Source organism: Paraburkholderia sp. Ac-20342, from assembly GCF_017104985.1.
Lineage (GTDB): Bacteria > Pseudomonadota > Gammaproteobacteria > Burkholderiales > Burkholderiaceae > Paraburkholderia.
In genome coordinates this window covers 85,210-110,415 of the sequence record NZ_JAAGPQ010000011.1, presented here as the reverse complement: position 1 = coordinate 110,415, position 25,206 = coordinate 85,210, and the positions used below count along the sequence as shown (strand labels likewise).

Genomic DNA, 25,206 nt, shown 5'->3' with positions numbered 1-25,206 from the left:
GAGCGACGACGTGCTACACAACGATCCCAGGCGCGTGAGCGCGCATATCGACGGCGCGCTGATCTGCGCCGAATACAGCGAGCAAACGGGCCAGCTCTGTTTGCGTCAGGACGGCATGCTGCTGCGCGAGTGGTTTCCGCCGCATTCGTGGATGGCGATCGCGTCGGTGGCCGGCGCGCGCCACTGGGGCACCCGTCCCACCGACGACGATCTGCTCGCGCTGCTGCACAACGAGATGGCGTTGCTGCGCGCGTCGTGAGCGCATTGTGAGCTCATAGTGAGTTTTCACGGCAACGCCATCTCCCCCCTCATTTCAGCGCCACCGCGCCGGCCGCTTCATCCGTGGACGCATCGTCCTGCGCATCCTCGGGCGCATCCTCGGGCGCGTCTTTGTGCAATACGCGCCGCATCATCAGATACACGCCGCTCGCCGACACCATGGCCGGCAGTGCCAGCAGGCTGAACACCGCGCCGAACTTCCAGCCGAGCCCCATCAGCGCCGCGCCGACGAGCGCGCCCGCGACACCGCCGATGCGGCCGATGCCGAGCATCCACGCGACCCCGGTTGCACGCGCACGCGTCGGATAGAAACTCGCCGCAAGCGCCGACATCGACGTGACCGCGCTCGTCGCGACCGTACCCGTGAGGAAGATCAGCGTACCGAGCCACACCTGATGGCCGACGCCCTGCCCGACCAGCAACACGAGCGCGCCGACCAGCACGAACGTGAAGGCGATCACGCGATGGCCGGCGAAACGGTCCATGATCCAGCCGACGCACAGATTGCCGAGCACGCCGCCAAGCGGAAACAGCGAGGTCATCAAGGCAGCTTTTTCGCCCGAAAAGCCGGTGTCCTTGAACAGCGTGGGCAGCCAGTTGGTGAGCAGGTAGTAGATCAGCAGCCCCATGAAATAGGCGAGCCACAGCATCAGCGTGCCGAAACGGTAGCGTGCCGACAGAATGATCGAGAGCGCGCCTTTGGTACGCGCGTTGCCTGCGCTGTGCCGCACGTCGATCGCGAAGAAATGGCAGCCGTCGAAGCGGCTCTGCGGCGCAATGCGTTGCAGGATTCCCGCGATACGTTGATCGGCCTGCTTGCGCACGGCGAGAAATTGCGCGGATTCCGGCAGCAGCACCATCAGCAGCACGGTCAGCACGATCGGGCCGACGCCGCCCGCGACCAGCACGCTCGGCCAGCCGAATTGCGGAATCAGCCACGCCGAGGCGAGGCCGCCGATCGCGAGACCGCATGAAAAGCCGCAGAACATCGCATTGACCGCGACCGCGCGAATGCGAGCGGGTGCGTACTCGGACATCAGCGTGACCGCGTTCGGCATCGCCGCACCGAGACCGAGGCCGGTGAAAAATCGCAGCAAGGTCAGCGATTCGATCGAGGTCGCGCGGGCCGCGGCGAGACTCCATAGTCCGAAGAAAAAGACCGACAGCACGAGCACCGTCTTGCGGCCGATGCGATCCGCGAACGGACCGGCCGCGAGCGCGCCGATGCCGAGTCCGACGAGCGCCGCACTCATCACCGGGCCGAGCGCGCTGCGCGCAATGCCCCACTGCTGCACGAGCGACGGTGCGATAAAGCCGACCGCAGCCGTGTCGAAACCGTCCGCCGCGACGACAAGAAAGCACAGCACGAGAATCGTCCACTGGAATGGCGAAAAGCGCTGCGCGTCGATAAAGGCCTGCACATCCACATTGCGTTCGGAGCGCGTCATTTGCATGCTCCCGTTTCAAGGCGAAAAGGCGTGGCGACGCCGTGCGGGCGTGATGCCATTGCCGGCAGGGTCGTTGGCGCCGGCGCGTTACCGCATTGCGGTCCGCTACAGGGCCAGGGTTGGCGCTTGTTCATTGCGATGTCTCCGTGAAATGACGAGATTTTTTTTATTGTTTGGATTACTACTGAAAGTGCGGACTCCTGAGCCGAACCCGAGGCCGGTTTCGGCGAGTCGATTGGAGTCCAGTCGCATGCGGCGCGGGCCGATGCGGCTCTCCGAGACAGGAAAGCCGCATCATCCGGCGCAATTCGTTACTTCTGACGCGGTATCGCGAGCCGGCCTTGCGTCAGCCGTGAGCCTGCTGGATATGCCGATCGGTTATGCGCGTACCGTGCAAACCGATCGTGCGCCGTTACGCTGGCCGGCCAATGAACGGTTCCTGCTCAGGTGCCGCTTCTCAATGCCGTGACCGGCGCGTTGTCGCGCATGCCCGCGCTGCTCCCGGCCGCGCCGTCCTGTGCTTTTGCCGCGTTGCCGCCTACGCCCACACCCGCGAGATTGCGCCCCGTGATGTAGCCGAAGGTCATGATCGGCCCGAGCGTGATGCCCGCGCCCGGATAGTTGCCGCCCATCACGCTCGCGCGATCGTTGCCGACCGCATACAGTCCGGCAATCGGCGCGCCCGCCTCGTCGAGCACTTCGCCGGTGACCTGGGTCGCGATGCCGTCGAACGTGCCGAGGTCGCCCATCAGCACCTTCAGTGCGTAATACGGTCCGTCGCCGATCGGCGCGACGCACGGGTTCGGCTTGTGCTCGGGGTCCGCGAGATAGCGGTTGAACGAGGTCGTGCCGCGGCCGAACTCGGGGTCTTCGCCGCGCACCGCGTCGACGTTGTAGCGCTGCACCGTGGCTTCGAGCGCCGCGCCGTCGAGCCCCGCGTTGCGCGCGAGTTCGGCGAGCGTGCGGCCCGTGCTCAGATAGCCGTTGCGCAGCAGCGGACCGAGCGGCACCGGTGCGGGCTTGGCAAAACCGAGCCCGTATTTGCGGATCGTCGCGTGGTCGCAGACGAGCCACATCGCGGTTTCGCGTTCGCTCTCGCACGCTTCGATCATGGCGGCGCCCACGTCGTGATACGAATTCGCTTCGTTGGTGAAGCGCTTGCCGCCACGCGTCACGCCGATCACGCCGGGCTTGTAGCGATCGAGAAGATGCGGAAACACACCGACGCTGCCGTCGCTCATCGGCACGCGCGACACCGGCATCCACGCCGCGGCTTGCGGATAACGTATCGCCACCCGCGCGCCGAGACGTTCGGCCATGCCGAGCCCATCGCCGGTATTGCCCGACGGCACCGGCGATACGTGTTCGCCGCCCCGCCGCACATGCGGATAGGCACGCGCGATACGCGCCACGTCATGCGAGAAACCGCCGCACGCGAGCACGACGCCACGCCGCGCGACGATGCGCCGCTCGCCGTCCGGCCCATTGACGAGCGCGCCGGTGACGCGCCCGTCCGTCACGATCAATTCGCGCGCGGCGGTATTCGTGTGAATCGGAATGCCGAGATCGAGCGCCGATTTCGCGAGACGCGCGGCGAGCGCATTGCCGCTCGTGATTTGCACGCCGCGCCGGTACAGCGCGAGATCCTTCAGATGGCTCGCGAGACGCTTCGCGACGTACAGCGCGGACTTGAGCGAACGCGTCGCGTTGAAGAAGTGCTTGAGGTCCGCATTCGACGAGTTGAACATCATGCCGATGAACGTGATCGTCTTGAGCGGCGGACGCAGCCGCGCGATGTCCTTGCCGAGCGCGCGCGCATCGAACGGCGCGGCCACGACCGAGCGGCCGATATCGACACCGCCGCCCACGTCCGGGTGATAGTCCGGGTATAGCGTCGGCACGAATTTGACCGTGGTCTCGCGCTCGAAGAAATCGAGCATTTCCGGGCCCGTGTCGAGAAAGGCCTCGACGCCGGCGGCATCGAAGAACGCGCCGGTTTCGTTGCGCATATAGGTCAGCGCCGCTTCGCGCGTATCGCTAACGCCGTTGCTTTGCGCGTGACGGTTGCCGGGAATCCAGAGCACGCCGCCGGAAAACGCGGTCGTGCCGCCGAAAAACGGCGCTTTTTCGATCACGACGACGTCGAGCCCATGCTTGCGCGCGGTGATGGCCGTCGAAAGGCCGCCCGCGCCCGAGCCGATGACGAGCACGTCGCAGGTCAGCGCAGCGCTCTGCGTTGCATTGGTCATGGTATCGCTTCCTTGTATGAGAACTTGGCGAGAACTTAGCGGGCGGCTTGCACGGCCTCGAAGCCGGGACGCGGCACGAGATCCATCAGCATGCTTTCGAGGCCGCCGTCGACGGTGATTTCCGCGCCGTTCACATAGGCGGCGCGCGTGCTCGCGAGAAACGCGACCACGTCGGCGATATCGTTCGGCTCGCCGATGCGGCGACTGGCCGTCATCGCACTGCGGCGGCGTTCGATATCGCCCTGCTCATAGAACGCGGCAGAGAGCGGCGTGCGGATCATGCCCGGACACACGGCATTGCTGCGAATGCCACGCGGCCCCCACTCCGCCGCGATCTGCTTCGACAGCAGCGTCACGCCCGCTTTGCCCGCGCTGTATGCGCCGCTATAGGTTTGCGGATGATGCGCGGCCACCGAGGCGACGTGCACGATGGCGCCGGAACCGCGCCTGAGCATGCCGTGACCGAACTGCTGCGAGCACAGCATGTAGCCGGTCAGATTCACGCGCAGCATCGCGTTCCAGGCATCGAGGCCGATCTCTTCGATGCCGCCCGGCCGCAGCAGACCCGCGTTGTTCACGAGCACGTCGGCGGCACCATAGGCAGTTTCGACGGCCGTTACCGCACCGCGCACGCTGTCGATATCGCCGATATCGCACGTCAACGCGAGCGCGTCGACGCCGCTTGCGTTCAGCGTTTGCGCCAGCGCCCGGCACTTCTCCTCATCGCGATCGAGCAGCGCGAGACGCGCGCCGGCCCCGGCGAGCACCTGAGCGATCGCGCCGCCGATTCCGCCCGCCGCTCCGCTCACAACGCACACGCGCCCTTCGAGACCGAGCCAGTGCCGTGAGTGTGCATCTCCCTGGTGCGGCTTTGCCTGCGTTTCCGTGTTATTAGTCATCCGAATCTCCATGGTTCTGATCGTGACGGCGATGCGCTGTCGCGGCCTGAGCGCCGCGCTATCCACCGTATCTTTCATGGCAAAAAGTATAGCGACGCGGCTTGCGCGGAAATTGGACAAAGACGGCACATCGCAGGACAATTCGAACATAGGAGACGAAACGGCATGAGGAATATCCCTAACTACGATCTGTACGGCGAGTCGGCACGGCCGCCGTGGTACGACGCGTTCAATTTCGAATGGATCGTCGAGCGTAGCCGGCCGAATGACTGGCATATCGCTGCGCACCGGCACGATGCGTTACTGCAGATTCTCTATATCCGCAGCGGCACGGGGCACGTGCTGGTCGAAAGCGAAAAGCTCTCGATCGAACCGCCCTGCCTCGTGCTGCTTCCCGCACAAACGGTGCATGGATTCGTGTTTTCGCCGGAGATCGACGGGCTCGTGATTACGGCCGCGCAGCGGGCGCTGGAGTCGATTTCGAAGGTAGTGTCACCGGGACTGTTGCCGGTGCTGCAGCGGCCCGCACTGATCCCCGTGCGGCGCGAAATCGGCGAGCACACGCTGATGCCGTTATTCGGTTTGCTGGAGCAGGAATTTCGCGGCAGCGCACGCGGTCACATCGCCGCGGGCATGTCGCTGATGATTGCACTTTTTGTGCAAGTAGCGCGCCTGGCCGATGCCGTATCGAGCGCTGGCGCGACGACCGGCTCGACGATCAACGACCGGCGCGCGGCGCAGCTCAAGCGGCTACGCGAACTGATCGCCGCACACGTGCGCGAACATCAGCCGATCGATTTCTATGCGGAAAAACTCGGCGTTACGGCGGCGCAACTGGGCCGCATCTGCCGCGAGGAACTCGGCCATTCCCCGTTGTCGCTCGTCAACGATCAACTGATACGCGAGGCGCAGCGCGATCTGGTCTACTCGGGATCGAGCATCAAACAGATCGCGCATGCGCTCGGTTTCGAAGATGCCGCTTATTTCAGCCGCTATTTCCGTAAGCAGACCGGCGTCACGCCCAAGGAATTTCAGTCGGCGGCGCATCGGGACCTGTCGATCAATTAGGGTTCCCGAGCGCCGCGCGAGGCGCATCGCTTATAGCATGCCTTGCATCTGCGCGCCGGCCACGCCGACGTAGTTCTCCGCGAGCACCGTGGCCGCCGTGCGCGAGGTCGTCACATACTCGAGTTCGGCAACCTGCAACTGCTGCTCGAACGCCGAAGCGCCTTCGATACGATGCATCATGCTCGTCATCCAGTACGAGAAGTGCTCGGCGCGCCAGATGCGCTTGAGCGCGGTTTCGCTGTAGCGCTCGAGCAGATCGGTGCGGTTTTCCTTGTAGAACGCGTTCAGCGCCTGGCTCAGCACGTTCACGTCGGCGACCGCGAGGTTCATGCCCTTCGCGCCGGTCGGCGGCACGATATGCGCGGCGTCGCCCGCGAGGAACAGGCGCCCGTGCTGCATCGTCGTCGAAACGAAACTGCGCATGCCGACGATGTTCTTCTGGAAAATCTGGCCGTCGACAATCTGCTGGCCGTCGTGCGAATCGGCACGCGCATGCAGTTCCGCCCAGATGCGATCGTCGGACCAGTTATCGACCGAGTCTTTCGGGTCGCACTGGAAGTACATGCGCTGCACGTTCGGCGAGCGCGTGCTGATCAGCGCGAAGCCGCGCTCGTGACGCGCGTAGATCAGTTCCTCCGACGACGGCGGCCCTTCGCTCAGGATGCCGAACCAGCCGAACGGATAGACCCGTTCGAAGTCCTTGCGGAGTGCCTGGGGAATCGCCGCGCGCGACACGCCTTGCGAGCCGTCGCAGCCGATCACGAAATCGCATTGCAGTTCGTGCTCGGCGCCCTCGTGGCGATAGCGGATCGACGGCGTGTCGGTGTCGATGCCCTGGATCGACGTGTCCGTCACGCCGAAACGCAGCTCGGCATTCGCGGCGACGCGTGCCGCGACGAGGTCCTTGATCACTTCGTGCTGGGCGTAGACGGTGATCGCTTTACCGGTGAGGTCCATCAGATCGATGCGGCGGCGCTTGCCTTCGAAGGCAAGTTCGAAACCGTGATGCAGCGCGCCTTCCGCTTTCATGCGTTCGCCGAGGCCGGTTTCAGTCAGCAGGTCCATCGTGCCCTGTTCGAGCACGCCGGCGCGGATGGTGGATTCGATCTGGTCGCGGGTACGCGTTTCGAGCACGACGGACTCGATGCCGCGCAGGTGAAGCAGGTGGGAAAGAAGCAATCCGGCGGGCCCGGCGCCGATGATGCCGACTTGAGTGCGCATGCTGTGTCTCCTGAATGTGGCGATGAATTGGCGCACAGTGTGACGATCACGACCGGTATCCCGCAACGCGATAAATTGGATAGGCTGTATCGCCTCAGGAGATAGAAAGCTGATGGCGAAGACGCTCGTGGCGCCCTCGCATCGGCCGAAAACGCACACCAGGCGGGGCTTTCCGCCGAGCGCAGGAATTCACGGCGCGGTGCGTCGATGTGACGCACCCCTCAGGTAAACCCCGATGCATTCAACTAGACAAGAAACAGCCGATACACGGGATTGTGTGTCTCTTCCCAGTACGGATAGCCGAGTGTCCTGAGAAAACGATCGAACTCCGCGTTCTCGCTTGCGGGCACCTGGATGCCGACGAGAATCGAGCTACAGTCCGCGCCCTGGTTGCGATAGTGGAACAGGCTGATGTTCCAGTTCGGCGCCATCGACGAAAGGAATTTCATCAGCGCGCCCGGGCGCTCCGGGAATTCGAAGCGGAACAGGCGCTCGTCGAGCGCGAGCGGCGAGCGGCCACCCACCATGTAGCGGATGTGCTGCTTCGAGAGTTCGTCGAGCGTGAGGTCGACGGTGGCGAAACCGTGGGCTTCGAATGCGCCCGCGATCTGCGCCGACTCGCTGCGGTTGCGAATCTGCACGCCGACGAAGATGTGCGCCGAATTGGCATCCGCGATCCGGTAGTTGAATTCGGTGACGCTGCGCGTGCCGACCAGTTCGCAGAAGCGTTTGAAGCTGCCGCGTTCTTCGGGGATCGTTACGGCGAACACTGCTTCGCGCGCTTCACCGACTTCCGCCCGCTCGGCGACGAAACGCATGCGGTCGAAGTTCATGTTCGCGCCCGAGGTGATCGCGATCAGCGTCTGGTTCTCGATGCCTTCCCGTTCGGCATACTGCTTCGCACCGGCCACCGCCAAGGAACCGGCTGGTTCGAGCACGCTGCGCGTGTCCTGGAACACGTCCTTGATTGCCGCGCACAGTGCATCGGTATTCACGAGCAGCACTTCGTCGAGATACTCGCTGCACAGGCGGAAGGTTTCCTCGCCGACGAGCTTCACGGCCGTGCCATCGGAGAACAGGCCCACTTCGTTCAGCGTCACGCGCTCGCCCGCTTTCAACGACGCCGCCATCGCACACGAATCGTCGGTCTGCACGCCGATCACCTTGATCTCGGGGCGCACCGATTTCACATACGCCGCCACGCCGGCCGCGAGCCCACCGCCACCGATCGGCACGAAGATCGCGTGGATCGGCCCCTGGTGCTGGCTCAGGATTTCCATCGCCACGGTGCCCTGGCCCGCGATCACATACGGATCATCGAACGGATGCACGAAGGTCAGGCCACGCTCTTCCTGCAGTTTGACCGCGTGACCATACGCATCGCTATACGACTCGCCGGACTGCACGACCTCGACGGTCGGTCCGCCATGCGTGCGTATCGCGTCGACCTTGACCTGCGGCGTCGTGACCGGTACCACGATGATCGCCTTCACGCCCATGCGTGCCGCGGAAAGCGCCACGCCCTGCGCATGATTGCCCGCCGACGCGGTAATCACGCCGCGTTGCAGCGCTTCGGCCGGAATATGCGCCATCTTGTTGTATGCGCCGCGCAGCTTGAACGAGAACACCGGCTGGTTGTCCTCGCGTTTCAGATACACCGGATTGCGCAGCCGCGCCGACAGGTTCGGCGCGTGTTCGAGTTCAGTCTCGCGCGCCACGTCGTAGACGCGCGCGGTCAGGATTTTCTTCAGGTAGTCGTGGGAAAGTGCAGCGCGCTCGGCCGCGACGACGGCCCGTTCGAGTTTGTTCGATAGCAAGGCAAGCTCCTGGTTAACAACGAAGATGCAACAACGATGCAACAACGAATCGACCGCGATCGATGGCAACGGACCACGATCGGCAGCAAGTTCGCCAGGAGGCAGGCAGAAAAGCGGACATAAAAAAACCCGCCTCTGTGGCGGGTTAGTTTGTCACTGCCTTGTCTGTTCTATCCGACGTGCGCTAACCCACCATTCGATGAATGATGCTAATAATCAGCGCAATACGGATGTCGAGGCAGTGCATGCAGGCGATCTTCGTCGACCCGGCGGGCTTTGTCAATCCCGCAATGCTCGACGCTGCCGGGGCGTGCAGGCTCGAACGCCCCGGCGGGACAGCAGAGCGACGTTCAATCCTGCACGCCGCTCTGCTTTCTGAATGCGGTGAGAATCCGCTGCTCCAGCGCGTTGTAATCGCGGCCAAAGTGATGGTCGCCGGACGTGCGGATCACGTCGACACCGGTCTTGTCGAGCGCCGGACACAGCGTGTCGGTCTCGCTCTCGCCATAGAAGCATTGCACGATCGACGGCGGCACATGCGTCAATTCGGGCCGCACGTTCAGTGCCTTGTCGCTTGCGGGCATGCCGAGCCAGCCGCCCACGCGAATCTGGAAATCGGCGTCGGGTGCGAAGCCGAGCAGCGAGATCAGCGACACCTTCGCGCGCTGCTCCGCGGGCAAGCGGTTGTACGCGAACGGCATCACGTCCGCGCCGAACGAATAGCCGACGAGCGCGATGTGTTGCGCGTGCCAGCGCGCGCCGTAGGTTTGCATCACGCGCGCGAGATCGCGGCTCGTTTGCGCGGGCGGCTTCTCGCTCCAGAAGTAACGCAGGCTGTCCCAGCCGATCACCGACACGCCATCCTTCTGCAACGCCTGCGCGATCGTCTTGTCGAGATCGCGCCAGCCGCCGTCGCCGGAGATCACGATCGCCATCAGGCCGTTCGGATGCGCGGCCGGCAATTCGATGAGCGGCAGATCGGACACGTCGTCATCGCCCGTCGATACCGATTGCAGATGCGGCGTCAGCAACGCAACGAGACGCGTGCGATCGGCCGCGCCCGTGTTCGCCTTTTCGACGAAGCCGGGCACCTTGTCGCGAATCACGGTCGGGTCCGGCGCGCACGGGTGAAAGCGCGCGTCGAGCGTGCGCTCGGCATCGACCGAGACGGCGCCCGCAATCGTGTTCGACGGGGCCTGTTCGAGCACGTGCATCGCGAGCGTCGCGCCCTGCCCCGTGCCCGCGACGATCGGCGCGAAGTACTGATTCGAGCGCGCTTGCCGTTCGAGCTGATGGCTCAACGCTTCGGCATCGCCGACGAGCTGATGGCAGGTCTCTTTCTTCGCGCTCAGGTTCGCGACGTATTGCGCGGTATCCACGCCGACGGTCATCGCACCGGCCTGCGCGAGCGCATCGGCGCTTTGCTGATCGGCCGCGCTCCAGCCGCTCGCCTGCGAATACAGCACGACGAAGCCGCGCAACGGCCCATCCGGCTGCGTGACCCGGACCTCGCCATAGCGGCCGCCGGCGACGGTGGTGGTAGTGGTAGTAGTGGTGGCCGCATGCGCGAGCGCGCCGCCGCTGAGAACGCTCGCCGCGATGGCGAGCCGGAAAAACGGATGCAAGGTCATGAACGCCGGCCTCCTGCCAGCAACGACAGGTCCGCCAGCGTGAAAAACACGCCCATCGAACCCGATGCCGCGAGATAACGCGGCTCCCAGTGCGGCTGAAACTTGCTTTTGAAAGCACGCAAGCCGCGGAAGTTATAGAAACGGCCGCCGAAGCGCCACACGATACCGGCAACCCGATGCCAGCGCGACGCCAGCGGCGTCGGCTGAACGCCCGAGAGCGGCGCGATGCCGAGACTCAGCGAGCGGAAACCGGCCTGCTTCAGATGCAGCGCGAGCTGCGTGAACAGATATTCCATCGCGTACGACGATGCGCTTTCGAGGTGGCGCATCACGCCGACGGTCGCCTCGGTATTCAGATCGGTCGTCATGAAGGTCACGAAGGCGACCGGCTCGCCGTTCTGGCGCACCAGCATCACCGATTGCGCAGCCAGGTATTCGTCATGGAAAGCCGCGACCGAGAAGCTCTTCTCGCGCGCGTCGCGGCTGTCGAGCCAGCCGTCGGAAATGCCGCGCAGCGTTTCGAGCGAGGCCGGCACGTTGGCCTGATCGATCACTTCGACCGTGAAGCCGTCGCGCTCGCCGCGCTTGAGCGCATAACGCAGATGCGCGCGGTGCGAGCCCTTCAGATCGAAATCGTCGAGCACGATATGCGCTTCCTCGCCGAGCTTCATCAGCGTGAGACCCGCGTCGAGATAAAGCGGCAGCGCATTGGCACGCACCTGGTAGAACGCGGCGCGGCCGCCGTGCGCATGTGCGAGCGCGACGAACTTGCCGATGAGACCGGCCCACTCCTCGCGCGGCCCCACCGGATCGTGCAGCGCGGCCCACGTGCGGCCGTATTTCGCGTACATCAGGAACGCTTCGCGCGATTCCGAAAACAGGAAGCTCTTGTCGCCCATCAGCGCGAGGCCGGCGTCGCTGCGCTCCTGCGCACGCACGATGCGCGCGGCGTCGTGCAAGTCCTCGGGCGCCGGTTTGACGAAACGCCCCGGCGCCGGACGCAGCAACTGCCAGAACGAAAACGTCGCGGCGAACAGGCTGGCGGCCAGTGTCGCGCGCAGCGCGCGCGGGGCGCGTTCGTCGAAGGCGAACTGCCACCAGAGATCGCGCGTGTACGGCACGTCGCGGAAGGCGAACAGCATGACCCACGTCGCCAGCATCAGCACCATGGCGATCGACACGAGCCAGCCCGCCGTGAAGCGCTCGGCGAACAGCGACGAATGACGGTTGAAGCGCTTGCGCGTCGCGAGCAGCAGCGCGATCAGCATGCCGAGCACGCCGGCCTCGACGAACGCGAGACCTTTGGTCAGCGACAACGCGAGGCTCGACACCGCGAGCACGAGCGTCATCCACCATGCCGCGTCGAGCCGCCGCAGCAGACCGCGCGCGACGAACAGCAGCAGCACGCCGAGCACGCTGCACAGCATCTGCGAGCTTTCGAGCACCCACAGCGGCACCATATCGCGCAGGATATGGATGCGTTGCCAGAACGCGGGCGTCGCGCTCGAAATCACCAGCATGCCGCCGACCACGAACGTGACGAGGCTCAGAAACAGCGGCGCGAGTTCCGACACGCGCTCGGCCTGCAGCCGCGACAGATGGTTCTTCAGCGCACGGCCTTCGAAACCCGCGAGCAACGCGGCCGACACGAGCAGCGGAACGCCGAAATAGATCGCGCGATAGGCCAGCAGCGCGGCAACCATCTGCTGCATCGGCACACTGCCGCTCAGCGTAAACACCATCGCCGCCTCGAACACGCCGACGCCGCCGGGCGTATGGCCGATCATGCCGAGCAGCATCGCAGCCGCGTAGACGGTGATGAAACCGATAAAGCCGACGTTCGCGTGCGGCAACAGCGTCCATAGCGCGAGACCGGCGGCCACCACGTCGAGCACGGCCAGCGCGACCTGGGCAAGCAGATCGCGGCGTGCGGGGATATCGAATGAAAGCCAGGACCAGCGCGTGCGGACCGGCCGCGTTTCGCGGCGGCACGCGGCGGCGGCGAGCCCCAGCGCGACCAGCAGCGCCGCGCCGCTCCAGCGCAGCGCCACCGGTGTGAGATGCAGCATCGGTGCGAGCTGGCCCGCCATGCAGACCATGCCGAGCGCGGTCATCAGCACGAGCGCGAGCGCCAGCGACACGCTGGTAAACACCGTCATGCGGCCGATCTGCGCGGGCGTGACGTTCGCCACGCCGTAGACGCGGGCGCGCACCGCCCCGCCCGTCAGCGCGCCGAAGCCGGTGGCATTGCCGAGCGCCGAGCCCGCGGTCGCGCCGACCCACAGCGCCGCGCGCGGCACGCTCGTGCCGAGATAGCGCAGCCCGACCGCGTCGCGTCCGACGAGCGCTACGTAGCTGAGCGCGGTCGCACCGAGCGCGCCGATCCACCCGCTCGCCGACAGGTCTCGCAATTCGCGGATCACCGAGCGATAGTCGACCGCCTCGGACAGATGCTGCAATACGACCAGCAGCAGCCCGCAAATGACGAGCGCGAGCACGGGCGACAGAAGTCCCCGGCCGCCCGTCGCTTTCGCTGCGCGGCTGAGCCGCGCGCCGAGCCGGGCGAACGGGTGGTGAAGTCGACGAAACATGGTGAGTGCGGGCCTTGCGAGAGCGGTCGCGGCAACGGGGCGTCGCGCGCGGTATCGCCTGTGTCGGCGATTACAAAGAGATAACGACAAAGCGTGCAAAAGGTTGACAGCATGAGCCATTTCGCTGTCGGTCCGGTTGCGCGGCGCGTCTGCGGAAGGAGCTGGTTGAAAGGCTTGGGCTCGCGGCATCGGATCGGCCGCCTTGCGTGCCGTCATCAGGCGCGGGAGCGCGCCGCAAGGCGCGGCACGGCCCATCGCGCCGTGCCGGAGATTCGGCGCGATTCGGTTTCTGAGGGAGAAAACGATCGCGGGTCTGAAGCGAAGGACTTCGGGTATGTCCCGAGGAACCGTATGTGGATGGCGCAGCCGACAACGGCCTGCCCGCGCCGGCAACGCACAGGCCCAGTATGCTCAGACGATTCCACCCACATCCGATCGAACCGGGCTCTGACCGCCCGGCTCCTCCCTAAAAACGGGGCCAGAAAGCACGATGCCCGCTATTGGAGCGGGCATCGACGACTTCACCACGAGGCGCCTTGCGCGCCGGCGGGCTTTACAGCGGGCGGCGATACGCTTCGGCGATCATGGCGCAGTTCTGCACATGCAGATGAAGCGCGTGCAGCGCCAGAGCGCGCAGCTTGCCGAACAGCGTGGTGGTAGCAGGAGTGGAACGGACTGCGGTCGATGCGACGTTCATGATGGGCTCTCTCGAATTAGGGTGATAAGGGTTTATACCTAAGCAATAACCCGATTATGATCTTTTTCATGGCGCAGCGCAACAAAAACTGACGATCACCGTAACGCTAGGGCCGCTATACATGTCAAAAACTGAAAAAGGGCGATATCGACAGGGCCGGCATCCACCATCCGCACCGCACAGGTGCAATAATGCCCCCTTTACCCGTGGTGCTTTGCCGCAGCCCCGCCGCCATGTCCGCCGCCCAGAAAGCCCTGATTGCACCCCTTATTGTCGCGTGTGCGATGTTCATGGAAAGCGTCGACGCGAACGTCATCGTCACCGCGCTGCCGGCGATGGCGCGCGATTTCGGGCGCGATCCGGTCACGCTGAAAATCGCCGTAACGAGCTACGTATTGGGACTCGGCGTGTTCATCCCCGTGTGCGGCTGGCTCGCCGACAAATTCGGCGCGCGCACGATCTTCCGCACGGCCATCGGTATCTTCGTGACGGGTTCGCTGTTGTGCGCCGCATCGAATTCGCTCGCGACTTTCACGGTCGCGCGCTTCATCCAGGGCGTCGGCGGCGCGATGATGGTGCCGGTCGGGCGCATCATCATTTTTCGCGTCGTCGAGAAAGCCGATTTCATCCGCGCGATGAACTATCTGAGCGTGCCCGCGATGCTCGGCCCCGCGGCCGGCCCGCTGCTCGGCGGCTTCATCACGACCTATCTGCACTGGCGGCTGATTTTTTTCATCAACGTGCCGGTCGGCATTCTCGGCATCTATCTGACCAACCGCTACATCGCGAACACGCGCGAGCCCGACCCCGGGCCGCTCGACTGGATCGGTTTCATCCTGTCCGCGGCGGGCGCGGTGCTGCTGCTGCTCGGGCTTTCGCTGATCGGCGGTGAACTGATCTCGAACACGGACGCGTTCGGCATGTGCGCGATCGGCGCGGTGCTGCTCGCGCTCTACACCGTGTATGCCCTGCGCGTCCCGCTGCCGCTGCTCGATCTGCGCTTTTTCAGGGTGCCGACCTTCCAGGCGAGCGTGCTCGGCGGCTCGCTATTTCGTATCGGTCTCGGCGCGTTGCCGTTCCTGCTGCCGCTGCTGCTGCAGGAAGGCCACGGCATGAGCGCATTCCAGTCGGGCCTGATTACCTGCGCGTCCGCGTTCGGCGGCATGTTCATGCGCACGATCGCGTCGAGCGTGCTGCGCCGCTTCGGTTTCCGCACCGTGCTCGTCTTCAACGCGGCGCTCTCGGGCATTTCGATTGCCGCCTGCGGGCTCTTCTTCCCGCACACGCCGACGTGGATTATCTGGGTCGTCGTGCTGCTCGGCGGCTTTTTCCCCGCGTTGCAGTTTACGAGCCTGAACTCGCTGACCTACGCGGAAATCGCGAGCCGCGACGTCGGCCGCGCGACGAGCCTCGGCAGCGTTGTGCAGCAGATGTCGCTCGGTCTCGGCGTGACGGTCGGCGGGATCGTGCTGCAGATTTCGCGCGTGCTGCACGGGCATCCGGGCATCATGTGGTCGGATTTCTGGCCCGCGTTCCTCGTGGTCGGGCTGTGCTCGTTCGCCTCGATTCCGGTCACGATGCGCATGCCGCTGCGCGCGGGCGAAGAGATTTCGCGCGGCGGGCGGGGTTAGGCGGGGCCGGGCGGCTCCCGAGTGCGCACAGACGCCCTCGGTATCAGCGTCGACAGGTTATCGGCACGCGCAAACGCGCGTCCGCCTGTGCAAGCAGCGTATCGAGCACCGCCATTTCCACCGGCTTCACGAGATGCGCATGGAAGCCGGCCTCGCGCGTGCGTTTGAGATCGCTCGCATGGCCGAAGCCGGTCATCGCGGCAAACATCGTGCGGTCCAGTTCGGGCATCGCGCGCATTCCCGCGAGCGTCGCATAGCCGTCCATCTTCGGCATCGCGAGGTCGATCAGCGCGAGATGCGGCGCGAAGCGCGCCGCGATCGGCAGCGCCTGTTCGCCCTCGTAGGCGATACGCACCTCGTGGCCCTTGAGTTCGAGCAGCATCGCGAGGCTGTCGGCCGAATCGCGATTGTCGTCGACGAGCAGAACCCGCAGCGGTTCGACCTCGGGAGCCGCCACACCGGCGTCTTCGCCGGTGGCTTCGGCAAGTCCTCCGGCAAGCGGCAAGCTCAGCGTGAACGTGCTGCCAAGGCCCGGCCCCTCGCTGCTCGCGACGATGCTGCCGCCATGCATTTCGACGAGCGACTTGCATAGCGTGAGGCCGATGCCGAGACCGCCCTCGCCGAGTCCTTCGTGGTCCTTTTCCTGCGCGAACAGCTCGAAGATCCTGTCGAGCGAGCGCACCGGAATGCCACAACCGGGGTCGCGCACTTCGAGCACGGCCATACGGAAGTGGACGCGCCCCATCACGTCGATGCCACACCCCTGCGGCGAGAATTTCGACGCATTGTGCAGCAGGTTCTGCAATACCTGCACGAGCCGCGTCATGTCGCCGCGAATGATGACGGGCTCGGCCGGCACGTAAGCGGCGACACGCTGCTCGCGTGCATCGGTAAACGGCCGCGCGGCCTCGATCGCGCGTGTGACGAGCTCGCCGAGATCGACCCGCGCGATGCGCAGCTCGACCTTGTCCGACATGATGCGGCCGATGTCGAGCAGATCGTCGACGAGCCGCGTGAGGTGCGTGACCTGGCGGTCGATCAGGTCGCGCGCGAGGGCGAGCGCCGGGCTCAGGCCGGTTTCTATCTGCATCACGCCGACCGCGTTGCGCACTGGCGCGAGCGGATTGCGCAGCTCGTGCGCAAGCGTGGCGAGAAATTCGCGCATGCGCTCGCCCGAGCGTTCGAGTTCTTCGCGGCGCCGCCGCTCGGTCAGATCGCGCGTGACTTTCGCAAAGCCGCGCAGCCGTTTCGATTCGTCGTACACGGCCGTGATGATTACGTTGGCCCAGAACGTCGTGCCGTCCTTGCGCACGCGCCAGCCTTCGTCCTCGACGGTGCCGATCTGCCGGGCGATCGCGAGTTCGCGCGCGGGCTTGCCCGCCGCGGCTTCCTCGGGCAGGTAAAACAGCGAAAAATGACGCCCGACGATTTCGTCGTGCGTATAGCCCTTGATCCGCGCCGCGCCTGCATTCCAGCTCACCACGCAGCCTTGGGGATCGAGCATGAAAATCGCGTAGTCCTTGACGCTGTCGACGAGCAGACGAAAGCGCTCCTCGCTTTGCCGCAATGCTTCCAGATACTCGCGCTGCGCGGTCAGATCGCGCGTGATCTTCGCGAAGCCCGTGACCTCGCCCGCCGGGTTGCGGATGGCGGTAATCACGACGTTCGACCAGAACGTCGTGCCGTCCTTGCGCACGCGCCAGCCTTCGTCCTCGAAACGGCCGGTCAGCGCGGCCTGCTCCAGTTCATACGTGGGCCAGCCACGCGCAACGGCCTCCTCGGCGTAGAAGCACGAGAAATGCTGACCGACGATTTCGCTCTCGGTATAGCCCGTGAACTTCTGCGCGCCGGCGTTCCAGCTGACGATACGGCCGCCCGCGTCGAGCAGGAAAATCGCGTAGTCCTCGATGGCCTGCACGAGCGACGAGTAATCGATGGCGCTAGCGATACCGGTAGTGGCGCCGCCGGGCGACGTCGGCGCGACTTCGGCCTGCAACTGGGCGGGCTCGCCGTTTTCGCGGAAAGAAGGAAGATCGGACTCGGTCATGGCATGCACGTATAAGGGTTGTTGTCTCAAGCATACGTTGTGCCCGGGCGGTGGCGCGTAGTCGAATGACGGGCGCCGCGCGATGCGTGCATGATCGGCCCCTCGGTTGGCCGGGGTGCACAGGCGCGTTGGCGGCACTGCGCGAATCTTTCGCAGATTTCAGGTTTATAAGGCGCACAGCTTATACGCCGGGCCCTGCTTTGCCACTCCGTATTTACTGCAACGTTGCGCCGCGCCGCATGTCGTTGTACGCGTATTGCGGCGCGCTATTTGTCGGATTGCTCAGTGAATGAGTTGTCGGGCCAGCTACCGCATTGCAACGGGACGCTCGCGATTGAAAAACATATTCGCGATCGTCGGCAGGATTTTCATCAGGATGCCAAAAGGAAAGGCGATGCCGCGCATGTCGCTGCGGCATCGAGTCAGCCAGCCGGCCAATAACGCAGGACCGCGGTCACGTACGGCAAACTGTTCTATGGCCCACCGCTCACCCCGCCGAACCGATCTTTTCCGCGAGCTTCGCGTCGTAACTCGAATGGACGTGTACGCGTTTTTTGTCCGGATACGCATAGCCGTATGCCTTGCGCAACGCGAGCGACGCTTCGTGAAAGCCCGACAGAATGAGCTTCTGTTTGTTCGGATAATTCGCGATGTCGCCGACCGCGAAGATGCCGGGCCGCGAACTTTCGTAGTTCGACGTATCGACGTCGATACGTCCGCCGTGAAGCGTCAGCCCCCACTGCGCGATCGGGCCGAGGTCGGCGACAAGTCCATACAGCGCGATCAGATGCTCGGTCTCGATCTGCGTCTCGCCGTCGATATGCCGCAGCGTCAGCGACTTCAATGCGCCATCCTCGACGCCGAGTCCCGCGATCGCGCCGACGATGAAGTCCATCTCGCCCGCGTCGACCGCGCGCCGCATCTGCGCGACGCTCGAATCGGCCGCGCTGAAACCGGCGCGCCGATGCACGAGCGTGACGCGCCGCGCGACCCCGCGCAAGGCGAGTGCCCAGTCGAGCGCGGAATCGCCGCCGCCCGCGACGACCACGCGCTTGCCGGCGAAATCGGCGAGCCGCGGCACGCTGTAGTGCACGTGGCGCTTTTCGAGCGGAGCAGCTTCGGGAAGCACGAGTTTTTGCGGCACGAATGCGCCGTTGCCGGCGGCGAGCAGGATCGCCGCGACATCGAAGACGAGGCCGCGATGCGTGCGCACGGTCCAGCGTCCGTCGTCGCGCTGCTCGACCGTTTCGACGCGCTGGTCGAGATGGATCGGCACGTCGAACGGCTTCACCTGCGCCTGTAGACGCTCGACCAGTTCGCGCGCGGTACACGACGCAATCGCGGGAATGTCGTAGATCGGCTTGTCGGGATAGAGCTCGATGCACTGGCCGCCGACCCGGCCGAGCCCATCGACGATCTGGCAGGTGAGACCGATCACACCGGCCTCGAACGCGGCGAACAGGCCCACGGGACCGGCGCCGACGATCAGGACATCGGTGCGGATCGGTTGCGATAGGTCGGCGGTGGCGCTCATGGGCGGGTTCTCCGGGTCCGGGAAGCATCGATAAAAACGACGGCAGGCGCGCGCGCAATCAAAACGCGCAACGGCAATCAGACTGCCGATAACCCACCATACCGAATCGCCCGAACAGCGGCAACGATGCCATCGTCGGCGGTAAGGATGCTCAACGCGCTCGATGCGCGTTCAGCACCCCGCAAACGCCGTGCCCCACCCATGCCTTCCGGTCACTCGCCGATCCACGAACCGCGCAGATCGCTGTCGTGCAGCAATTGCAGCAGCGTGCCCGCCGGGCGGCTCAGGCGCTTCGCCGCGAGCGCGATGAATTCCACCGACGGCAGCGTCGGCAGCGCGGCCGCGTTCAGCGGCGCCGCGAGCCCGCGCGCGACGAGGTACTGCGGACACACCGTAATACCGAGCCCGCCGCGCGCGGCCGCGATGCTGCCCGAGTGACTGCTGCTTGTGCAGACCACTTGCCAGCTCGCACCCGCCTCCGCCAGCGCGTCGAGCACGACCGCGCGCGTCACGCTCGGCTCGGCGGCGAGGATCAGCGGCAGCGGCTGCCCCGGATCGACGAGCGTGCCCGTGCGCGCGAGCCATTCGAGCCGCCCGGAGAACAGCGGCACGCCGCGCCGGTCGCCGAGCCGGCGCTTGCCGACCAGCAGATCGATCGCGCCCGCGTCGAGCAGTTCGTACAGCCGGCCGGTCATGCCGATCGTGATTTCGAGCTCGACGTCGGGATGCGCGTTGCGAAATGCCGCCAGCACGGTCGGCAGCGGACCGAGCGCGATGTCGTCCGACGAGCCGAGCCGCACGCGTCCCTTGAGGCGCGGCGCGCGAAACTGCGATTCCGCGCGCGACAGCGCCTGCAGGATCACGCTCGCATGCGCGAGCATGGCTTCGCCGTCGAGCGTCAGCGCGAGCGAATGCGTGTCGCGCACGAACAGGCGCCGGCCCACGCTCTGTTCGAGCCGCCGGACATGTTCGCTGACGCTCGACTGCGTGAGATTGAGCCGCCGCCCCGCCTCGGTGAAGCTATGGCAGGCCGCGACGGTCGAGAAGGTTTTGAGCCAGATCGGATTGAGCATGCGGCATTGTCGCGCTGCTTATCGGCAAAGTCGATAACAGTCAGCAAACCTAGTGGGGTTCCCGATTGACGGAGATGTCAATAAGATGACGGAATTCCCGCTTACCCGGCTCGGGCGGCACACTGTGACCGAGATCGCACAGGTACGCCGCGACCTTCCCGCCGCGGCGTATTGGTTCCTTCGCGTTCCTTCGGTCGCCACCATGGCCAACGCACCGGCCACTGCCGCCGCATCGCGCCGTCGAAAAATGACCAAGGATTCTTCCCACTCCGCGCTACTCTGGATCGTCGCCGCCGGCTTCTTCATGCAGTCGCTCGACACGACGATCGTCAACACCGCCCTGCCCTCGATCGCGAACAGCCTGCACGTCGCGCCGCTCGCGATGCAGCCCATCGTGGTCGCCTACACGCTGACGATGGCGATGCTCACGCCCGCCTCCGGCTGGCTCGCCGACCGCTTCGGTTCGCGCCGCGTCTACTTCGCGGCGATTCTCGTGTTCGTGCTCGGCTCGCTGTGCTGCGCGAGCGCGCATACGCTCGGCCAGCTCGTGCTCGCGCGCGTGCTGCAAGGCCTCGGCGGCTCGATGCTGCTGCCGATCGGACGGCTCGCGGTGCTGCGCAGCGTATCGGGCGAGCAGTACGTCTCGGCGCTCGCGTTCGTGTCGATCGCGGGCCAGTTGGGGCCGATCGCCGGGCCGACGCTCGGCGGCTGGTTCGTGCAGGCGATCACGTGGCACTGGATCTTCCTCATCAACGTGCCGATCGGCATCGTCGGTCTGTATGCGGTGCAGCGCTATCTGCCCTCGCACGACGCAACCAAAGCGCCGCCGTTCGACTTCATCGGCTGCATTCTGCTGTCGCTGTGCATGATCGCGTTTTCGCTCGCGATCGACGCGCCGGTGCCCTCGCATCGCGCGGCATGGTCGGCGGGCCTGTTCGCTCTGGCGGTCGCGAGCGCGCTCGCCTACATTCCGTACGCGAAGCATCGGCGTGACCCGCTCTTCAGGCTCTCGCTATTCGGCGAGCCGAATTTCAGCGTCGGGCTGATCGGCAATCTCGTCTGCCGGGTCGGTTCGAGCGCCGTGCCGTTTCTCGTGCCGCTGCTGTTGCAATTGCAACTCGGTTATTCGCCGCTGCATTCGGGCCTCATGATGTTGCCCGCGGCCCTGGCCGGCACGCTCTCCAAGCGCTGGATCGCGCCGCTCGTGCGCCGCTACGGCTACGAGACGTTCCTGCTCGTCAACACGATCATCGTCGGCTCGTCGATCGTCGCGTTCTCGCTGATTTCGCGCGGCACGCCGCTGATCGTCGAGATCGTGATCCTCGCGGTATTCGGCGCGGCCAATTCGATGCAGTTCGCGGCGATGAACAGCGTCACGCTCAAGGACCTCTCGCACGAAGACGCCGGCGCCGGCAACAGCCTGTTCTCGATGGTGCAGATGCTCGCGATCGGCCTCGGCGTATCGATCGGCGGCGGGCTCGTGAACCTGTTCTCCGCGCAATGGGGGTCGGCGGCGCTCGGCTTTCGCCTCGCGTTCGTCTGCGTGGGCGTGATTACGCTCGTGTCCGCGTGGGTCTTCCGTCACCTCGATCATCCGTCCGGCACGCCCGCGATTCGCGGCCAGGCGGCGCCAAGCACGGGGCGTTGAGCGAAGCCCATGGGCGCACGTGCGCTGACACGCGGCGGTTGAACGACTGGGTTTGCGTTGCGGGCTCGCCGGAGCATTGGCATAACGCCGAGCGCCGCATCTCGGTCGTGAGACGCGCCATGGTTGCGCGCGCCTCACGCGAGGATCGACGACCGGCCCGCAACCCGCCTCGAACCTTCGCTCTTCATTGCGAAATCACAGCGGATTCACCGAGGAATCAGCGCCGCTCCTGTCTCGCATGCCCCTGCGGATGAGCTGCCGCGTGAGCCCGTGCGGGATGCGGGTGCGGCGCATGTCCCGCTGGCCTCGGCGCCTGTGCCGGGCTCGGCGCTTCGTGCTGCTGCATCTCGTGCTGCTGAGGCTGCGGGGTCGGTGCGGGCTGCGCATTGCGCTGCGCCTCGGCCTCGCTGCGCTGCTCCGCTTCCTGCCGCATCGGCATGTCATGCGTCGTGCCGTTCGCTGCGTTCGGCTCATGCGCTCCGTTGGGACCCGGCATCGCATCGGCGGGTGGATGAGCCGCGCCTTGAGGCGGTTCGCCACGCTGGGCATGCATCTGCGCCACGGAATGCTGCGCGCCGGAAGGCGTACCCATGGCGTTCGGATGGTTCCCGCCCTCATGCGACGTCGGCCGCTCGCCGGGCTGCGCGGCGTTCGCGCCGAAATGCGGCATGGACATCGTGGCCGGATTCCCCCGAGCCGCCTGCTCGCGCATCTGCTGCGCGGCCGCATTCCCGGCAGGCGGCGCACCGCGATTGATCAGGTTGCCGACGTTGTTATTGGTCGTGCCGTAGTTGTTCGTGATCCGCGTGTTGTGGACGTTGTTGATGTTATTGACGACGGTTGTCGACTTCGAGATATAGGTCTTGTGGTCATACACCACGGCCGGCCGCTGCCAGTTGCCCCACGCGGGACCGCCCGCATGCGGTGCGCCCCAGTTCACGTCCCAGGCGTGCCAGCCCCAGTCGTGGTGGCTGAACAGCGCGCCGACGGCAATGCCTACGCCGAACGACAGCACGCCCGCCGTCACCACCGCGCCCGTGCCGTAGACCGGCCGGTAGGCATAGCCCGGGTAGACGGCGGCGGTGCCGTAGACGACAGCCGGGTTGTAGACCGGCACATAGACCATGTCGGGACGGGTCGGCTCGATCACGATGGTCTGCGGCGGCGGCGGCACGATCGGCGGTCCTTCATAAATCGCCGGGCCGCTGGGCGCCGGCGTATAGGACGGCGGCGGCGCGCTCTGTGTGGTCTGTGTGACGCGCAACTGGCTGCCCGAGCTGAGATGGTTCGCCGACTTCGCACGCTGGCGCATCACCTGGATGGCGTTCAGCACGTCGTTCGGATCGTGGTAGTAGGCCTGACCGAGCGCGGTGGTCCACTCCATGTTCAACGCCATCTGCGAGAGCGTCGCCGGGAATGCCGCAAGCGCCTTGACGGACGCGTCCCACGGTTGCGCATCCGCGGCCGACGTCAGCGCGGTGCCCTTGAGCGTCGGGTTCTGTCCGAGCCATGTGTTGGCGGCCTCAATCTGGTCCGGGTAAGTCGAGCCGGCCAGCACCAGCGCGACGAGCTTGTCCGGAAACAGCGCGATCGGCGCGACCAGCTGGTAGAGCTGGTCCGCGCTCGGCGGCGTGTAGGCAACCGGCGCCGGCTGCGCGGCCGAGGCGGCGCTGGCCGCATCGGCTACGCTCGCGGCGGCCGGTTGACTCGCGGCCGGGACATTGTCGTTGCTGTCATTACTCTTCTGGTTGCAGGCACTTAGACCGAGTAGTGCAATCACGAGTGACGACGCGACGAGTGTTCGGGCATGGCGATCATAAAACGGCAAAGTTTTTTTCATGACATTGTCCTTATCGGCGTGTTGATTTGGCGTGTTGATCTGGAATGGTCGTATTGACAGTAACGACCTTTGAACCAGCTTCGTGCACTTCTCCCGTCGGTCTTTATGTAACAGTCTGTGCGCGCCGCGCGGCACGATCGCCGGGGAAACGCCCGGACCGGTAACGGTCAGACGAGCGGTGCCTTCAGGCGGAGCTGGCCCACCCCCGTGTTTGAACTCGAGCCATCCGGTAACGAAAATACCGCCCGTCGATAGCGGGTGAAACATCGTTTTTTCCGAAACCGGATTGCCCGACCGGAATGGCGATTATCGATAATATTTATTCGCCAGTTTTTAATATTTTAAAAAACAGCATTAAAGATTAATCGGGATTTTTTGCTTGACGCGTATAGCATGCACTGCCACTATAAAATTACGCTAATAGCCGTTTTTTCACGAGTCAAGAAAAAACGATTTGATACATCTATTTACGATTTCGGGAAAGGTAAACGCACTACCGGCGTGCGAGGTCCGCCATGTTTCCTGGCCTGAACGAAACCCATCACGACGCAACAGACCGGATGCAAGCCGCAACGAGCAACGCTTCGAGCCAATCCGCGAAAACGTGCAGGCGACGGGAGAGTTGCTGCCGCTGCGGGTAAAGCAACATCATGGGCATGGGCGCTGCACGATACGCACCGAGAATTTCCACGAGTTCGCCCGTCCGCAAATGCGCTTGCACGTCATAGGCAGGAATCTGAATGAGACCGACACCCGACAGGCAGCACGCGATATACGCTTCCGCACTATTGACGCTGACCCGGCACCTGAGCGGCATCGCCCGCCTCACGCCGCCTTCCATCCATTCCCATGACGCAACCTGCGCGCTGGACCGCGAGGTGTAGCCCACCATCCAGTGATCGTCGAGATCCTCGGGACGCTCGGGCACACCATGACGCTGCAGATAGGCCGGACTCGCCACATTGATGAGCGCCAGGTCACCCACGCTGCGCGCGGACAGCGCTGAGTTATGCGCAGAATTGGGCGGCGTACCGACCCGCAGCACGCAATCGACGCGCTCCTCGACCAGGTCGATGACGCGATCCGTCATGCCGATCTCGATATCGATCTGCGGATATCGCTCGAGGAAGCCGGGCAGCGCCGGCGCAACGATCAGACGGCCGATGCGCGCCGGCATGTCCACGCGCAACTTGCCGCTGGGCGTGCTGCGCGTCTGGCGGAACAGATTTTCCGTGTCCTCCATGTCGGCGATCAGATGCAGGCAACGCTCGTATAAGGCCGAGCCATCGAGCGTGGCCGACACCTTGCGCGTCGTCCGGTGCAGCAGGCGCGTGCCGAGACGGCCCTCGAGCTCCTGGATGGCGGCGGACACGGAGGAACGCGGCATCGCCAGGGTGTCGGCGGCTCGCGTGAAGTTGGCGCACTCCACGACGCGGGCAAAGATACGGAGCAGGTCGATTCGGTCCATAGGCGTATTCGCAGACGAGCGGCAGACGAGCGTCGCTCGCCTGAACAGGTGACGCTGGCGCGTGC

The 25,206-nt window shown here is 65.1% G+C and carries 17 protein-coding genes; 4 read left to right on the top strand and 13 right to left on the bottom strand.

Translation table 11 applies throughout. The features are described 5' to 3' along the window. Window positions 1–10: 10 nt before the first annotated feature. A complete protein-coding gene (locus tag G3N58_RS06675; RefSeq protein ID WP_167038069.1) occupies window positions 11–259 on the top strand; it encodes a hypothetical protein in 249 nt (82 codons plus the stop codon). Window positions 260–308: 49 nt separating this feature from the next. On the opposite strand, the gene G3N58_RS06670 is transcribed toward G3N58_RS06675, so the two are convergent. The 3 genes from G3N58_RS06670 to G3N58_RS06660 form a co-directional block, all read right to left on the bottom strand. After that, on the bottom strand, window positions 309–1,727 hold the full coding sequence (locus tag G3N58_RS06670; protein WP_205998820.1) for an aromatic acid/H+ symport family MFS transporter: 1,419 nt from the start codon (window positions 1,725–1,727) through the stop codon (window positions 309–311). A gap of 443 nt (window positions 1,728–2,170) precedes the next feature. Continuing rightward, complete coding sequence (locus tag G3N58_RS06665) at window positions 2,171–3,976, bottom strand: FAD-dependent oxidoreductase (protein ID WP_167038065.1); 1,806 nt, start codon at window positions 3,974–3,976, stop codon at window positions 2,171–2,173. Between the two features lie 35 nt (window positions 3,977–4,011). Further along, a complete protein-coding gene (locus G3N58_RS06660) occupies window positions 4,012–4,875 on the bottom strand; it encodes an SDR family oxidoreductase (protein WP_205998819.1) in 864 nt (287 codons plus the stop codon). 165 nt (window positions 4,876–5,040) lie between these two features. Between G3N58_RS06660 and G3N58_RS06655 the strand changes: the two genes are divergently transcribed. Beyond that, the gene (locus G3N58_RS06655) at window positions 5,041–5,943 is read left to right on the top strand and encodes a helix-turn-helix domain-containing protein (protein WP_205998818.1); all 903 of its coding nucleotides are present in this window, start codon (window positions 5,041–5,043) and stop codon (window positions 5,941–5,943) included. A gap of 30 nt (window positions 5,944–5,973) precedes the next feature. Here G3N58_RS06655 and G3N58_RS06650 read toward each other — a convergent pair whose 3' ends face one another. From G3N58_RS06650 to G3N58_RS06630, 5 genes are all read right to left on the bottom strand, one after another. Then, the gene (locus tag G3N58_RS06650; protein WP_205998817.1) at window positions 5,974–7,164 is read right to left on the bottom strand and encodes a 4-hydroxybenzoate 3-monooxygenase; all 1,191 of its coding nucleotides are present in this window, start codon (window positions 7,162–7,164) and stop codon (window positions 5,974–5,976) included. Between the two features lie 245 nt (window positions 7,165–7,409). Next, window positions 7,410–8,981: a threonine ammonia-lyase, biosynthetic gene (gene ilvA, locus G3N58_RS06645; protein ID WP_205998816.1), complete on the bottom strand. Its 1,572-nt coding sequence runs from the start codon at window positions 8,979–8,981 to the stop codon at window positions 7,410–7,412. A 350-nt stretch (window positions 8,982–9,331) separates the two neighbouring features. After that, complete coding sequence (locus G3N58_RS06640) at window positions 9,332–10,612, bottom strand: virulence factor family protein (RefSeq protein ID WP_167282733.1); 1,281 nt, start codon at window positions 10,610–10,612, stop codon at window positions 9,332–9,334. Further along, window positions 10,609–13,203, bottom strand: a complete 2,595-nt coding sequence (gene mprF / locus G3N58_RS06635) for a bifunctional lysylphosphatidylglycerol flippase/synthetase MprF (RefSeq protein ID WP_205998815.1) — start codon at window positions 13,201–13,203, stop codon at window positions 10,609–10,611. Before mprF ends, G3N58_RS06640 begins: the two co-directional genes overlap by 4 nt. A gap of 553 nt (window positions 13,204–13,756) precedes the next feature. Next, the gene (locus G3N58_RS06630; RefSeq protein ID WP_167045893.1) at window positions 13,757–13,900 is read right to left on the bottom strand and encodes a hypothetical protein; all 144 of its coding nucleotides are present in this window, start codon (window positions 13,898–13,900) and stop codon (window positions 13,757–13,759) included. Between the two features lie 233 nt (window positions 13,901–14,133). On the opposite strand from G3N58_RS06630, the gene G3N58_RS06625 reads away from it, so the two are divergent. Then, the gene (locus G3N58_RS06625) at window positions 14,134–15,531 is read left to right on the top strand and encodes an MFS transporter (RefSeq protein WP_167284014.1); all 1,398 of its coding nucleotides are present in this window, start codon (window positions 14,134–14,136) and stop codon (window positions 15,529–15,531) included. Window positions 15,532–15,574: 43 nt separating this feature from the next. On the opposite strand, the gene G3N58_RS06620 is transcribed toward G3N58_RS06625, so the two are convergent. From G3N58_RS06620 to G3N58_RS06610, 3 genes are all read right to left on the bottom strand, one after another. After that, entirely contained in the window at window positions 15,575–17,578 is a 2,004-nt protein-coding gene (locus G3N58_RS06620) for a PAS domain-containing sensor histidine kinase (protein ID WP_205998814.1), read from the bottom strand. Window positions 17,579–18,065: 487 nt separating this feature from the next. Then, window positions 18,066–19,112 carry an NAD(P)/FAD-dependent oxidoreductase gene (locus G3N58_RS06615; protein WP_205998813.1) on the bottom strand — a complete coding sequence of 349 codons (1,047 nt, stop codon included), beginning with the start codon at window positions 19,110–19,112 and terminating at the stop codon, window positions 18,066–18,068. A 212-nt stretch (window positions 19,113–19,324) separates the two neighbouring features. Beyond that, window positions 19,325–20,185, bottom strand: coding sequence for a LysR family transcriptional regulator (locus G3N58_RS06610; RefSeq protein WP_167045905.1), 861 nt, complete (start codon window positions 20,183–20,185; stop codon window positions 19,325–19,327). Window positions 20,186–20,387: 202 nt separating this feature from the next. Between G3N58_RS06610 and G3N58_RS06605 the strand changes: the two genes are divergently transcribed. Beyond that, window positions 20,388–21,833, top strand: a complete 1,446-nt coding sequence (locus G3N58_RS06605) for a DHA2 family efflux MFS transporter permease subunit (RefSeq protein WP_167045908.1) — start codon at window positions 20,388–20,390, stop codon at window positions 21,831–21,833. Window positions 21,834–22,050: 217 nt separating this feature from the next. Here the strand turns inward: G3N58_RS06605 and G3N58_RS06600 are convergent, their stop codons facing one another. Beyond that, window positions 22,051–23,673, bottom strand: a complete 1,623-nt coding sequence (locus tag G3N58_RS06600; protein ID WP_205998812.1) for a DUF3300 domain-containing protein — start codon at window positions 23,671–23,673, stop codon at window positions 22,051–22,053. A gap of 541 nt (window positions 23,674–24,214) precedes the next feature. Next, window positions 24,215–25,141, bottom strand: coding sequence for a LysR family transcriptional regulator (locus G3N58_RS06595; protein WP_167045915.1), 927 nt, complete (start codon window positions 25,139–25,141; stop codon window positions 24,215–24,217). Window positions 25,142–25,206: the final 65 nt, after the last annotated feature.